Annotated in this window: 13 protein-coding genes; 12 read left to right on the top strand and 1 reads right to left on the bottom strand. The window is 61.5% G+C overall.

Annotation, left to right across the window (positions count from 1 at the left end; all coding sequences use genetic code 11):
• The first annotated feature begins 259 nt into the window (after nucleotides 1–259).
• The 9 genes from ACFWYE_RS28195 (at nucleotide 260) to ACFWYE_RS28235 (ending at nucleotide 8,641) form a co-directional block, all read left to right on the top strand.
• A complete protein-coding gene (locus tag ACFWYE_RS28195; RefSeq protein ID WP_379115385.1) occupies nucleotides 260–3,031 on the top strand; it encodes a phosphoenolpyruvate carboxylase in 2,772 nt (923 codons plus the stop codon).
• Nucleotides 3,032–3,070: 39 nt separating this feature from the next.
• A complete protein-coding gene (glyA, locus tag ACFWYE_RS28200; protein ID WP_379115386.1) occupies nucleotides 3,071–4,375 on the top strand; it encodes a serine hydroxymethyltransferase in 1,305 nt (434 codons plus the stop codon).
• Nucleotides 4,376–4,460: 85 nt separating this feature from the next.
• Nucleotides 4,461–5,108 (top strand): LuxR C-terminal-related transcriptional regulator, encoded by a 648-nt coding sequence (locus tag ACFWYE_RS28205; protein ID WP_379072915.1) that lies wholly within the window; start codon nucleotides 4,461–4,463, stop codon nucleotides 5,106–5,108.
• Nucleotides 5,109–5,305: 197 nt separating this feature from the next.
• Nucleotides 5,306–5,623, top strand: a complete 318-nt coding sequence (locus tag ACFWYE_RS28210; RefSeq protein ID WP_379067116.1) for a hypothetical protein — start codon at nucleotides 5,306–5,308, stop codon at nucleotides 5,621–5,623.
• A 10-nt stretch (nucleotides 5,624–5,633) separates the two neighbouring features.
• Complete coding sequence (locus tag ACFWYE_RS28215) at nucleotides 5,634–6,014, top strand: hypothetical protein (protein WP_101939711.1); 381 nt, start codon at nucleotides 5,634–5,636, stop codon at nucleotides 6,012–6,014.
• A gap of 9 nt (nucleotides 6,015–6,023) precedes the next feature.
• Nucleotides 6,024–6,191: a hypothetical protein gene (locus ACFWYE_RS28220; protein ID WP_379073285.1), complete on the top strand. Its 168-nt coding sequence runs from the start codon at nucleotides 6,024–6,026 to the stop codon at nucleotides 6,189–6,191.
• An 11-nt stretch (nucleotides 6,192–6,202) separates the two neighbouring features.
• A complete protein-coding gene (locus ACFWYE_RS28225; RefSeq protein WP_379115387.1) occupies nucleotides 6,203–7,597 on the top strand; it encodes an APC family permease in 1,395 nt (464 codons plus the stop codon).
• Nucleotides 7,598–7,646: 49 nt separating this feature from the next.
• Nucleotides 7,647–8,360, top strand: a complete 714-nt coding sequence (locus ACFWYE_RS28230) for a hypothetical protein (protein WP_379115388.1) — start codon at nucleotides 7,647–7,649, stop codon at nucleotides 8,358–8,360.
• Nucleotides 8,357–8,641, top strand: coding sequence for a hypothetical protein (locus ACFWYE_RS28235; protein WP_379115389.1), 285 nt, complete (start codon nucleotides 8,357–8,359; stop codon nucleotides 8,639–8,641). Before ACFWYE_RS28230 ends, ACFWYE_RS28235 begins: the two co-directional genes overlap by 4 nt.
• A gap of 107 nt (nucleotides 8,642–8,748) precedes the next feature.
• On the opposite strand, the gene ACFWYE_RS28240 is transcribed toward ACFWYE_RS28235, so the two are convergent.
• On the bottom strand, nucleotides 8,749–10,113 hold the full coding sequence (locus tag ACFWYE_RS28240) for an NAD(P)-binding domain-containing protein (protein ID WP_379115390.1): 1,365 nt from the start codon (nucleotides 10,111–10,113) through the stop codon (nucleotides 8,749–8,751).
• Nucleotides 10,114–10,386: 273 nt separating this feature from the next.
• Here ACFWYE_RS28240 and ACFWYE_RS28245 point away from each other — a divergent pair, with 273 nt between their 5' ends.
• From ACFWYE_RS28245 to folD, 3 genes are all read left to right on the top strand, one after another.
• Nucleotides 10,387–12,750, top strand: a complete 2,364-nt coding sequence (locus ACFWYE_RS28245; protein ID WP_379115391.1) for a DUF1989 domain-containing protein — start codon at nucleotides 10,387–10,389, stop codon at nucleotides 12,748–12,750.
• Nucleotides 12,751–12,988: 238 nt separating this feature from the next.
• Nucleotides 12,989–13,363, top strand: a complete 375-nt coding sequence (locus ACFWYE_RS28250) for a hypothetical protein (protein WP_379115392.1) — start codon at nucleotides 12,989–12,991, stop codon at nucleotides 13,361–13,363.
• A gap of 13 nt (nucleotides 13,364–13,376) precedes the next feature.
• Nucleotides 13,377–14,261: a bifunctional methylenetetrahydrofolate dehydrogenase/methenyltetrahydrofolate cyclohydrolase FolD gene (gene folD, locus ACFWYE_RS28255; protein WP_379115393.1), complete on the top strand. Its 885-nt coding sequence runs from the start codon at nucleotides 13,377–13,379 to the stop codon at nucleotides 14,259–14,261.
• Nucleotides 14,262–14,453 lie beyond the last annotated feature (192 nt).

The following is a 14,453-nucleotide window of genomic DNA, read 5'->3' on the forward strand; positions in this document are numbered from 1 at the left end:
AGTCTTATTTGTTTCCCAATAGTGAAGATCATCGGAATCCCGATCCTCGTCAAGCGATTTTCGATAAACCGGCAAAACGGCTGTGTTTTCGCGCCGGAGCGCACGTCAGGCTCCGGAAATTCGCTCTTTCGGCCAATCCGGACACCACCCGAACGGGCGAGGAATCTACCCGTCCAGGCGTTTTCAGCGCCGGCGAAAGGAATATGCTGGTTCGACGCACTAGTATGAAAAAAACATTCATGCTAGGAAATAAGTCGCAATGTTTGTTGAGGAGGCAACGGACATTCTCAGTCTCGCGAAAATTGATGCAGGCTCGCTTGTCTCCCCGGTCGCGATCGTCAGGGATGCGAGGCCGTTCGACGCCCGCAGCGACGTCCACGAGCTGCTTTTCCAGCTGCTCGTTTCGGTGGTCAGGGACCGCGAACCTGAAATCGCCGAGATCCTGGTCGGTCGTGGTTCGCTCGATAGCCTGGCTGAGGAACTGCGCATCCCTGCCCTGCAGGCAACCGGTATCTGGTTTCAGCTGATTGCGATCGCCAGCGAACTTCAGGCCATGCGTACCAGGCGCGAGACCGAGCAGGCGGAAAGCCCCGAAGAGGTCATCGGCTCCTTCGCCAACGTCATTGGAGAGATCGCCGCGCACGGTTATTCCGCCGAGGCTGTCCAGGAGGCAATGAACAGTCTCATGGTCGGCCCGACCATGACCGCCCACCCGACCGAGGCCAAGCGTGTCACCGTGCTCGAAATCCACCGCCGCATCTATCGAAAGCTGACGGAAATCGGGCAGCTGCGCTGGGCTCCCCGGGAGCGGGAAACGCTGGTCTGTGATCTCAGAAGCGAAATCGAACTGTTGTGGATGACGGGGGAACTCAGGCTGGAGCGCCCGACGGTCGAGCGCGAGATCGCCTGGGGACTTCACTTCTTTCGGGAAATCCTGTTCGAGGCCACGCCACAGCTCTACGACCTCGTCGACGGCGCGCTGAAGCGCCATTTCCCCAACTATGCCCTCACCGTCCCCTCCTTCATGCGTTTTGCGTCCTGGATCGGTGGCGACCGCGATGGCAACCCGAATGTTACCGCCAGCACGACGGCTTACGCGCTTGCCGAAAACCGCGACGTGGCCATCCGCCTGTATCTCACCCAGGTGCGCCGCCTGGTTACCCTGCTCAGCGTCAGCACCAACGTCGTCGACATGCCAAGCGATTTCGGACCGGCCCTGGCGAAAGTGCTGCAGGCGAGTGGCTGCGGCGATGCAATCACAGGCCGCAACGTCGACGAGCCTTTGCGGCAGTTCTCCTCCGCGATGTTATGCCGGCTGGAGGCCATGACCGGCAAGGGCAGTGGCGTGCCCTACCCCAACACTGAAGCATTCCGATCGGATCTGGACAGCCTGGCTGACGTACTCCATCTCATCGGAGGCAGGACGATGACGCAACGTCTCGTCAAGCCGTTGCAGCAGCAGCTCGAGAGTTTCGGCTTCCACACCGTCGCGCTGGACATTCGCCAGAATTCGACCGTGGTGAACCGGGTTCTGGCCGAACTGTTTGTCGCCATGGATCCGCAGAGCGAGCCGGTCACGCCGGGCTCGCCACAATGGTCCGTTCGTATCCGTGACGTCATCCGCAAGGGTGAGTGCATCACCCTCGACCCGGCCGGACTCTCCGACGAGGCCCGCGAACTGCTTGATCTGTTCGGGGTGATCCGCGAAGCGTCGGCTGAAAAGAGCGGTGCCATCGGCGCGTTTATCCTGTCGATGACGCAATCGGCCGACGACATCCTGGCTGTCTATCTGCTCGGACAGATCTGCGGGCTGGCAACGGCGTCGGATGGCTCGGGAACGATCAATCTCAGAGTGGTGCCGCTGTTCGAGACTATCGCCGACCTGCGCGCCGCGCCTGCCATCCTGGAACAGCTTCTTGGTCTTTCCATAGTGCGCCGGTCGATCCGCGACTTCGGCAATCGCCAGGAAATCATGCTGGGCTATTCCGACTCCAACAAGGACGGCGGCTTCCTGGCAGCGAACTGGGAGCTCAGCAAGGCGCAGAAACAGCTGACGAAGCTGGGCCGCAAGCACAAGGTACGGATTTCCTTCTTCCACGGGCGCGGCGGTTCGGTGAGCCGTGGCGGCGCACCCACCGGCCGCGCCATTGCCGCGCAGCCGGCCGGCACGGTTGACGGCTCCATGCGCGTGACCGAACAGGGCGAAGTCGTCTCGTCGAAATTCGCCAATCGCGGCACCGGTCTGCACCAGCTCGAGATCCTTTCAGCAAGCGTCTTCGCGCACAGCGTGAAATCGCCCAACGAAGCCGAACTGCGGGACATTCCCGAATTCGACGAGGCGCTGGAAGCCCTTACCGGCATGTCGCTGGCCGCCTATGCCAGCCTGATCGGCGAGCCGGGTTTCATCGACTATTTCAACCAGGCGAGCCCGGTCGAAGAACTCGCCTTGCTGAAGATCGGCTCACGGCCTGCGCGCCGCTTCGGCGCCCGCGATATCGCCGATCTGCGCGCCATACCGTGGGTTTTCGCGTGGAGTCAGAACCGCCACCTGCTCACCGGCTGGTACGGCATCGGCAGCGCCATCAATTCTTTCGTCACGGTGCGCGGCGATGCCGGTCGCGACCTGCTGCGACAGATGTTCGAGCGTTCGCGTTTCTTCCGGCTCATCATCGATGAGGTCGACAAAACGCTCTACCAGGCCGACATGGAGATCGGCCGGCTTTATGCAGGCCTCGTTGCCGACAGCAACGTCGGTGAACGCATCTTCCGCAAGATCGAGACCGAATACGACCTGACCAGCACCATGGTGCGGTCGATCGTGGGAGATACCGACTTTGCCGCGCGTTTCCCTGCATTCAAGCGCAATTTCGACCGTTTGCGGCCAGAAATGGACAGCATCCACGCGCTCCAGGTGAAATTGTTGCAGGAAGTCCGTGACCAGGCCGCGAATGCTTCACCGTCTAAGCGGCCGGTCAACGCGCTCCTGCTTTCGATCAACTGCATATCCTCCGGTCTCGGCTGGACAGGTTGAAGACAGGATCGGCGCCAGGCGCCAGAAAGGATTGGACACATGAACATCCCGGCACGACCTGGCCTCGGCGGTCTCAGCCAGTTCTTCCATGGCGGCGTTGCCAAGACCGATCCGGCCGTCAGCGCCGCCATGGCACGGGAGCTCGGCAGGCAGCGTGACGAGATCGAACTGATCGCCTCGGAAAATATAGTCTCCAGGGCAGTCCTCGAAGCGCAAGGTTCGGTGCTGACCAACAAATACGCCGAAGGCTATCCCGGACGCCGCTACTATGGCGGCTGCCGGTATGTCGACGAAATCGAGGAACTGGCACGCGAGCGTGCCCGGCAATTGTTCGGTTGCACCTTCGTCAACGTGCAGCCACACTCCGGCAGCCAGGCCAACCAGTCGGTGTTCATGGCGCTTATGCAGCCGGGCGAGACCTTCATGGGATTGAACCTGGCGGCAGGCGGCCACCTCACCCATGGCTCGCCCGTCAACCAGTCCGGCAAATGGTTCAACGTCGTTTCTTATGGTGTGCGCCAGCAGGACCAGCGCATCGACCTCGACGAGGTGCGCGACCTTGCTCGCCAGCACCGGCCGAAAGTGCTTCTGGCTGGCGGCTCGGCCTATCCGCGCTTTATCGATTTCAAGGCGTTTCGCGAGATCGCCGACGAGGTCGGCGCGAAGCTGTTCGTCGACATGGCGCATTTCGCCGGCCTGGTCGCCGGTGGTGTGCATCCCAATCCGCTCGAACATGCCCATGTGGTGACGACCACCACGCACAAGACATTGCGCGGACCACGCGGCGGCATGGTGCTGTCGAACGACGAGGAGATCGGCAAGAAGATCAACTCGACCGTCTTCCCGGGGTTGCAGGGCGGGCCGCTGATGCATGTCATCGCCGCCAAGGCCGTGGCCTTCGGCGAAGCGCTGACGCCCGAATTCAGAACCTATGCCGCCCGCGTTGTCGAGAACGCCAAGGTGCTTGCCGAAACGCTTGCCTCCGGCGGCGTCGACATCGTCTCCGGCGGTACCGACACCCATCTGATGCTGGTCGATCTCAGGCGCAAAGGCCTTACCGGAAAGGCAGTCGAAGCCGCCCTCGGACGTGCTCACATAACCTGCAACAAGAATGGTATCCCGTTCGACCCTCAGGGGCCGGCGATCACCTCCGGCGTTCGGCTCGGTACTCCAGCCTGTACGACGCGCGGCTTCCGTACCGAGGAGTTTCGCCTTGTCGGTCGGCTTACCATGGAGGTGGTCGACGGGCTTTCCGCAAATGGCGAGGACACCAACAGCCGGATCGAGAATGAGGTGCGAGAGGAAGTCGAGGCTTTGGTGCGCCGCTTCCCGATCTACGACTAATTCAGGTCGCGCTGGAGCCTGTGTGAAGCCGATGACCGCAGTATGGAAAGTTCAGCATCCGGGTTGGGAGACCGATGTCACGCCCATGACGGGAGAGAAGAAATTCAGGGTCCTGATCGCGGAACGCAATCCGCTGGTCGTCGCCGCACTCGGTGACATGATCCACCGCGACAGCCGCTTCGACATGGTCGGCTCCGTGCAGGCAGGCGAAGCTTTTCTCGAAGCAGTCTCCCAGGGAGAACCCGGCTTCGATCTTGCCGTGCTTGGCTGGAAACTTGCCGACATGGACGGAAGCGGCGTGCTCTCCGAATTGCAGCGCCGCAACCTGCATGCCCGCGTCGTCATCTTCTCCAACGACCACGACATCGCCATCCTCAAGCAATGCGTGCGTCTCGGTGTGCAGGGCTTCTGCTATCAGTTCGATGATCCCGCCATCCTGTTCGACACGCTGATCGCGGTCGCCCACGGACGCATCTGCATTCCCTATGTCGATGTTTCGCGCATCAACGATACACCGCTGTCGCGGCTCACGCCGCGAGAGCGCGAATTGCTGGCGGTGCTGGCCGATGGCTGGACCAACCTGCAGATCGCCACGCGCACCGGCATCTCGGAGAACACGGTGAAATATCACCTTAAGAATCTCTACGACAAGCTGGACGTGCGCAACCGTGCCATGGCGGTGGCGCTGTTTGCCAGCGAGCGCAACAGAGGCCCGCATCTGGGTCCGCAATAGGCCCCAGCCGATCCCGTCAACGCCTTCCCGACGATTGCAAGCACTGCCTTTCGCAGCGCAGCAGCGAACTGATGCGGCGCAACATGCGCTTTTCCTTGACAGTTTGTCGCAGTTTCTAAATATTCCCCTTGGGCAAATAGTTTTCTGCAAAATCAACAATGATGCCCCGCAGTCGCGCAGCCTCATGGGAGGGGAACATGGATGCGACATCTGGCCAGCACGCTGGCTCGACTACCCTTGACGAAAGAATAGACCGGATGCACGGCCGCGACCGCCTTGGCGCGATAGCGTTCGTGGCAGCCATATGGCTGACCATCCTGTTCGCCCTTTTCACCGTCTGGCCCTACATCGAAGTGCCTGGAATCCGCGTGATCCTGGCGGTCGCCGCAATCCTCGTTCTCGGCCTGAACACCGCCGCCATCGTTGCGATGCTGCGCCACTACAGCGATGACAAGCACTTCATCTACGGGCTCGACCTGAAGCATCTCGACGAGATGCGCAGACGCCGGACTTGAGGGGACACCTATGGCCTACAAACCTCCGAAACAGAGCCTTGCAGGGCAGATCTTCGACGTCTTCGTGCTTCTCGTCCTGACGGTCGGTGCACTCTACATCCCGCTCTATATGGGACTGGCGGGAGCGGCCAAGACGCCGCAGCCGATCGCCAACCCGACCTGGGAAGCGCTCGGCCAGAACGCCACCGAGCAGCAGCAATGGGCAGCGCTCGGCATCACCGACCCTGCCGCCGCGAGCGACATCATCACCGCCCGCTTCGACTATTCCTTCAGCTGGGTCGCATTGATCGTCATGGCCGTCTTTGTCATCGGCTATTTCGTCATGGTCGTGCGCCTGTCCGACAAGGAATATCGCGAAGTCATCGAAGAACGCTTCGGCCCGAAACGATAGGAGCGCGCGATGGATATCTGGAACATCCTCGAATACGCCGCCTGGGCTCTATCCGCCCTGTTCGGCGCCTTGATGCTGATCGACCTGATCAAAATCGACACCACCTACGACAACGACCTGCTGACCTCTTCGCGTGAAGGCGAGATCGAGGCCACGGCCGAGCGTCACACGATCTAGGGAAAACGGCGATGGCAAATGTGACTTCGACAGCCGCGCCCGAGCGGCTCCAGCTTCTGCGCGTTCTTGGCCCGGCCCATGTCTGGGCGCTGGGCGTCGGCATCGTGCTGGTCGGCGAATATATGGGCTGGAACTTCTCGGTCGGCAAAGGCGGCATGATCGCCGGTCTCGTCGCCTGCTGGGTGGCCGGCCTGCTCTATACCTGCGTCGCCATGATCGATTCCGAGGTGACCTCCACGGTCGCCGCGGCCGGCGGTCAATACGCCCAGGCCAAGCACATTGTCGGGCCGTTGATGGCCTTCAATGTCGGCCTCTTCCTGGTCATGGCCTACACCATGCTGGAGGCCGCCAACGCTATCACCGTCGGCTTCCTGCTCGACACGGTCGCCGGCATGCTCGGCCATTCCGGCCTCAACCAGAAGCCCTTCATCATCCTTGCCGTCATGTTCCTGGCCTGGCTGAACTACCGCGGCGTGCTGGCAACGCTGACCTTCAACCTTGTCATCACGGCGATCGCTTTCGTATCGATCATCGTGCTGTTCTTTTCCGTGCAGTTCGGCGGTTCCGCCGTGCCACTCGACTTCTCCGCCATCACCAGCGACCCGTTGCCCTATGGTTGGGTCGGCATCGTTGCAGCCCTGCATTTCGGGCTCTGGTACTACCTCGGCATCGAAGGCACCTGCCAGGCGGCCGAAGAAGTGCGCTCGCCTGCCCGCTCGCTGCCTTACGGCACAATGGCCGGCATCATGACGCTGCTGATTGCCGCCACCCTGACCTGGTATGTGTGCTCGGGCCTGATCCCATGGGAATATCTCGGCCAGGCCGGCACGCCGCTGTTCGATGCCGCCCGTGTCACCGGTTCCACCGGCTTGATGATGCTGCTCTTCGTCGGCACCACCTTCGCCACGCTGGCTTCGGCCAATGGCTGCATCAACGATGCCTCGCGCGCCTGGTTCTCGATGGGCCGGGATCGCTATCTGCCAAGCTGGTTTGGCGCCGTGCACCCGACCTACCGCACGCCATACCGGTCGATTGTCTTCCTGGTGCCGATCGCACTCATCTTCGCGCTCGGCGCTCCGCTCGACCAGGTGGTGACTTTCTCGATCCTGTCCGGACTGCTCGGCTACACCTTCATGACCTTCAACATGGTGATGTTCCGTAAGAAATGGCCGCTGGAAACGATCAAGCGCGGCTATGTGCATCCGTTCCACCCGATCCCGGCACTGCTGCTCCTGGTGCTTTGCGCCACCGCCTATGTCGCGGTCTTCCTCGGCTACGGCACGCAGCTCATCGCCATGATGTGCTTCTACATCATCGCCTCGTTGTGGTTCCATTTCTGGCGCTATCGCTTCGTCAAGCGTGGTGACCAGTTCACCATGCCCTGGCCGCGCCCGAACGGCTATTGAGACAAGGACGCCGCGTGCCGGCCAGACCGGTGCGCGGCGTTGGGTCATCATGATGATCACCAACCTCGCCCTTGCCCTCTTTGCCGCAGTTGCCGTTGCGGCCCTGGCGGCGGTCGCCATACGTGACCAGCGCAAGTTGGCCGAACAGCGCCGCAGCCTTCTCGATGCCGTGGCCGGCATTCTCGAGAACAGCCGGATCCGCCTGGCAGGTGATGGATTTCCCACGCTCGACGGAAATCTCTCGGATGGCCGGAGACTTCGCGTCGAGCTGGTCGCCGATACGCTCGTCTGCCGCCGGCTGCCGCAACTCTGGCTGAAGCTCACGCTGACCGAACATTCACCCCAGAACCGGCCTTCGATCGGTGCGCTGTCGCGGCCGACCGGTGCCGAATTCTACTCGCTGGTCCACGATCTGCCGGATTGGCTGCCGCCACCGCAGACGGATACGTCGATGCTGATGCGCGGCGATGGCACCGCCACGGCGGCTGAGATCGAGCGAAGCGGCTCCATCTTTTCGGCACTGTTCCGCAATCCCGCCGTCAAGGAAGCCGTCATCACGGCGAAAGGTGTGCGTCTCATCCGGCAGGCCGCCGAAGGCGATCGAGGCGCGCACCTGTTGCTGCGCCAGGTCCGTTTTCCCGTCGAGGCAATTTCTCCCGATCTCATGCGCACTGCCATTGCCGAAGCACGGTTGCTGTCGGAAGCCCTTGCGGACACCAATGCGAAAACGAGAACTCCGGAGCCCATGGAAGCTGGAGAATGATCAAGCGGATCAACCCCTATCTGGTTCTGGCTTTGGCGATCGTTTTGCCCGGCGCCGGCCACGTCGCCATTCGAGAGGCACCGCGCGGACTCGTGTTCGCGTTCTTCGTACTGTTCTTTTCGGTGCTGACCTACATGACGACCACGCCTGACCAATCCTTCATCGGCCGCCACGCCGGCGGCCTGTTTGTCTGGGCGCTTTCCATTCCCGACGCCTATCGCCGGGCACGCATGAGATCTGCGATGGCCGATCGGATTGCGGGAACATCTGCCAACCGATAGAGCAACGGAATTACCGATCGAAAAGGCCGGCTGCGATACCGCAGCCGGCCTTTTCTTTCATTGTGCTGCACGGCTGGCCATGCAGGCGAAGGTATCGATCGGCCAACTCACTCCGCGGCGACAGGCGAAGCGCTGCGCAGATAGGATTCCAGGGAATCGTCGAGAGCGTCCTTCCATGGCGTATGATGCGCCGGCGCCATCGTGCCGGTGATGACCGAGCGGTAGGAATGGTTGCGGAATTCCATGATGCCGTGCTTCTTGTGTTCCTTCCACTCGAAGAAGGCCTGGTTGGCGCCGTCGACGTCGAAGCTCGGGTAATCGGTTTCCGCGATCAGTTCCTTGACGTAGTCGCCCTGGTATTCGATCGCATCGTGAGCATCCTTGCCGGCATCTTCGCGCGCCACGCGGTCCTCGACGTCGGCGATCATCTCCTGCTTGCCCGAAGGCAGCTTGATGCGGCCAAGGATGACGTCACGTGTCCACCAGGCTTGAGCATCGAACATGTTGAAGGTGAACCACTGGTCCTGCATGCCGATGTAGAACAGCGCCGGATTGTGGACATAGGCCACGCCCTTGTAGAGATCGGCGGTCGCCAGCCGATTGGCGGTCCTCAGGCGCAGGTCGTCGGGCAGGAACGGGAAGTGGTGCTTGTAGCCGGTGCACAGGATGATCGTATCGATGCGCTTGGTCGATCCGTCCTTGAAGGTGACCGTGTTGATATCGACCTTTTCCAGCAGCGGCTTCTCTTCCCAGTTGTCCGGCCATTCGAAGCCCATCGGCGCCGTGCGGTAGCAGTTGGTGATCGACTTGGCGCCGTATTTCCAGCACTGTGAGCCGATGTCTTCAGCCGAATAGCTGGTGCCGACGATCAGGATGTCCTTGCCGGTGAATTCGCGGGCGTCACGAAAATCGTGGGCATGCAGGATGCGGCCGTTGAAGCGATCGAAGCCTGGAAATTCGGGGACATTCGGCGTCGAGAAGTGGCCCGAGGCGACGATGACATTGTCGAATTCCTCGGAATAGCAATGGTCTTTCGGCAGATCCTGCACGGTAACGGTGAATTTCCTGGTCTCTTCGTTCCACGTGACCAGGCGCACGACCGTCTCGAAGCGGATCCATTTGCGAACCCCGGCCTTCTTTACCCGGCCCTGGATATAGTCGAAGAGCACGGCGCGCGGCGGATAGGAGGCGATCTGCTTGCCGAAATGTTCCTCGAAGGAATAGTCGGCGAACTCCAGCCCCTCCTTGGGGCCGTTCGACCACAGGTAGCGGTACATCGAACCATGGACAGGCTCGCCATATTGGTCGAGGCCGGTCCGCCAGGTGTAGTTCCACAAACCACCCCAGTTGGCCTGCTTCTCGAAGCAGACAATTTCCGGAATGTCGGCGCCTTTCTCCGCGGCGGATTGAAATGCTCTCAGCTGTGCAAGGCCCGATGGGCCGGCTCCAATCACGGCGACGCGCGCTTTCATACGGAAACACCTCCCAGTTCATTTCCATAGCGAAAAAATTTTCACTGGGATGATAATAACGCGATTTCACCCCTGTCAATAAGCTTCATGCTGAGCGACGCCGGCAAAGCTTGCCGCGCCTGGCTTCCGTGGCCAGGAGTGGACGAAAGGAGGAGACCCCAAATCCCGTGGATTGCCCGCGCCGTCGAAAACCGAGACTTGCGTGGAAGGACAAAACAGGTATTCTCTACATTGAAATTATTTTACACACGGGCAAATTCGTGTGAGGTGGTCATGCAGCAGACAGCCTATCCCACCGTGGTCGCCGGGCCACCCCGGCCGAGCCTGATCTTCCAGCCCGGACTGCTTCTGCCGGGCTTCGAGCGCTATCATGTGCCGGGCGGCAGCGCCATCGTCATCGACATCGAGGTGGGCGACAGGATCACCATCAGCAATGCCGAGGGCGGCCAGCCCTGCGAGTTGCTTGCTTTCGATTCATCCGGCCGCGCCGACACCGGCATCATCGGTGCCAAGAGCAACAGCAACGCCGCCGGCCTCAAGGTCCTGCTGGTTGGCGGTGATGACAGCCTGCGTGGCCTGCGTAACGGGCTGGAACGCCGGAAGCTGCAGCTGGCCAATGCCGAGGCGCTACGCATCTTTTCCAGCGTGACGCCGGCGGGCACCGAGGAAAGCTTCACCGCGACACGCGACGGCTCGCTTGTCATCGCGGCGCCCGGTGGCCCGATGGCCGTGGACGAACATGATACGGCAACGCCGCTGGTTGTGATGGTGCGGCGCGCGACGATCCGCAGCAAGCGGAAGTCCGAGCTGCCAGATCCGCTCGCCGACCCGGTGCTCGATCTCCGGGTGAAGTCGCGCACGGCGGAAGCCTACTTCGTCAAGGCCGGCGACTACATCCAGATCATCGACGTCGACGGCCGCCAGTGCACCGACTTCCAGTGCTTCTCGGCACGCAAGCTCGACAAGGGCCGCGACCTCGCGCTCGACGTCACCGCAACGCGCTCGCTGATGGGCCATGCCTATCCGATGCCGGGTCTGCATGCGAAATATTTCGACCAGGATTTCGAACCGCTGGTCGAGGTCGTGCAGGATACCTGCGGCCGCCATGATGCCTTCGCACTGGCCTGCTATGCCAAATATTACGACGACATCGGCTATCCGGGTCACATCAACTGCTCGGAGAACTTCAACGGTGCCTTGGCTCCGCATGGCGTGACGGCCCGCGGCGGCTGGATGGCAGTGAACTTCTTCTTCAACACCGGGATCGACGCGCACGGCGTCATGTTCTCCGACGAGCCGTGGTCGCGGCCGGGCGACTATGTGCTGCTGCGTGCACTGACCGACATCGTCTGCGTGTCTTCCGCCTGTCCGGACGACACCACGCCAGCCAATGGCTGGAACCTAACCGACATCCATGTCCGGACCTATTCCGGACAGCACAAATTCTCCCGTGCGATTGCCAGACGAGTGACCCCGGACGCAGAGCCAAAGATGACCCGCGAAACCGCCTTCCATTCCAGCTTCGCCAAGCACACCCGCAATTTCATCGAATACAAGGGTTATTGGCTCGCCAATTCCTTCGCCAAGGAAGGTCCCTTGCAGGAATATCGGGCCTGCCGCGAAAAGGCCGTGGTGATGGACCTTTCCGCACTGCGCAAGTTCGAGGTCACCGGCCCGGATTCCGAAGCGCTGCTGCAATACACGCTCACCCGTGACGTGAAGAAGCTCGGCATCGGCCAGGTCGTCTATACCGCCATGTGCTACGAACACGGCGGCATGATCGACGACGGCACCTTGTTGCGGCTCGGCAAGGACAATTTCCGCTGGATCGGCGGCGATGACTATTCCGGCCAATGGCTGCGCGACAAAGCCGAGGAACTTGGCCTGAAGGTTCTGGTCCGTTCCTCGACCGACCAGATGCACAACATCGCCGTGCAGGGGCCGAAGAGCCGCGACATCCTCAAGGAGATTGTCTGGACCCCACCGCACCAGCCGGCACTGGCCGAGGTCGAATGGTTCCGCTTCACCATCGGCCGCATCGGTGATTCCCAAGGAGTGCCGATCGTCGTCTCGCGCACGGGCTACACCGGTGAACTCGGATACGAGATCTGGTGCCATCCGCGCGATGCCGAGAAGGTTTTCGACGCGGTCTGGGAGGCCGGCCAGCCGCACGGGCTGGTGCCGATGGGCATGGCGGCGCTCGACATGGTGCGCATCGAGGCAGGCCTGATTTTTGCTGGCTATGAATTCTCCGACCAGACCGACCCGTTCGAGGCAGGCATTGCGTTCACGGTGCCGCTGAAGTCGAAGACAGACGACTTCATCGGCCGCGAAGCTCTGATCCGACGAAAGGAGAACCCGATCCACAAGCTCGTCGGCCTGGAAATCGACAGCAATGTCGATGTCGGCCATGGCGACTGCGTCCATATCGGCCGGGCACAGATCGGCGTGGTCACCTCCTCCATGCGCTCGCCGATCCTCGGCAAGAACATCGCTCTGGCAAGGGTGGACGTCACGCATTCCGAGGTCGGAACCGAAGTCGAGATCGGCAAGCTCGACGGCCACCAGAAGCGCCTTCCTGCCCGCGTCGTTCCTTTTGCCCACTACGACCCGCAGAAGACCAGACCGCGTTCCTGAGGTCGTTTCCAGGCGGATCGTTTCACTCCCTGGGCGATCCGCCTTTTTTCTTTCCGGTGGCGCGGACCGCCCTGTTTCCGGACATCGTTTTCATGGTCGAAAGGCGGACAATTTCCGCCGAAACACGCCTTGCCTGCCTTTTCCTTATGTGCAAATATCTTTCCCAAGATGCAAGGATCGATGTTTGACATTCATCCCCCGGGCGTCGCGAAAGCTGACACGAGACGATGAGGCAGCCGTGCCGAAAGTTTTGCATGACCTTCACCAGGGCCACGCCCCGATCACCCTCCACCAGGCCTTCCAGGACGCCATGGACGCGCTCGAAGGAGACGGTGGTACACAGGAGCCTGCGGTATTCGTCGAAGGCTGCGCGATCCCGGTGACCGCCGTCTTCGGCGCCATGCTGGAATGCACCGACCTCATGCCTTTTCGCATTCGCGAATCCGTCAATGTCGTGCTTTCCGCGGCGCGGGAAGGCGCGCTGGTCGACAGTGGTGACATCTACGCGCGTGGCGCGCGGCTGATGCTTTCTTATTGCCGTCAGCGGTTCGGACATATCCCCTCGCCCGGCTGTCTCGATACCGGCGATCTCCCCCAGCTCGCATCGAACTGACAGAGGATTTTCCATGAGCACGATCATCGACGGCAAGGCTGTCGCCGAAGAACTGATCGCCGGCATCAAGACGGCGACGCAGGAGCTGATGGCAAGAACCGGAACACAGCCAGGCATCGCGGTCGTCATCGTCGGCGAAGATCCTGCCAGTCAGGTCTACGTTGCCTCCAAGGGAAGGAAAGCCAAGGAGTGTGGCTTCCACTCGGTCCAGCACACGCTGCCCGACAACACATCCGAAGAAGAGCTCGTCGCGCTGATCGAACGGCTTAATGCCGACGACACCATTCATGGCATCCTCGTGCAGTTGCCGCTGCCGAAACAGATCGATGCCGGCCGCATCATCCAGACTATCTCCCCGGACAAGGACGTCGACGGTTTCCATTTCATCAATGTCGGCAAGCTCGGTGCCGGCGAACTGGAAACCGCCTTTGTGCCTTGCACGCCCGCCGGATCGATGCTGCTGATCGAGCGTTCGCTTGGCCGCGACCTTTCCGGCCTCAATGCGGTTGTGGTCGGCCGTTCCAACATCGTCGGCAAGCCGATAGCCAACCTGCTGCTCGCCGCCAACGCCACCGTGACCGTCGCGCATTCGAAGACGAAGAACCTGCCCGACCTGTGCCGTACCGCTGACATCCTGGTCGCAGCTGTAGGTCGCCCTGAAATGGTCAAGGGCGACTGGGTCAAACCCGGTGCAATCGTCATCGATGTCGGCATCAACCGGCTGCCCGCCGGCGAAAACGGCAAGGCACGCCTGGTGGGCGACGTCGCCTATGACGAGGTCTTGCCTGCCGCCGGCGCCATCACCCCTGTGCCGGGTGGCGTTGGACCGATGACGATCGCCCTTCTCATGTCGAACACGCTGACATCGGCCAGCCGTGCCGCTGGTAGCCGGGCCTAGGTCGAGACCAACCCGCCCGCGACGCAGGATTTTGACAAAAGCCCGACGCTGGAGTTCGGGAAGCTGGAACAGACAGAGACAAGGGAGGAGAGCCCTCATGGCCGAGTACAAGAGTGACATCGAGATCGCGCGCGGCGCGAAGAAGCAGGCGATCCAGGCGATCGGCGAGAAGATCGGCATTCCGAGCGAGCA

Origin of the sequence: Mesorhizobium sp. NPDC059025 (genome assembly GCF_042739655.1) — a bacterium.
In the GTDB taxonomy this organism is placed as follows: domain Bacteria; phylum Pseudomonadota; class Alphaproteobacteria; order Rhizobiales; family Rhizobiaceae; genus Mesorhizobium.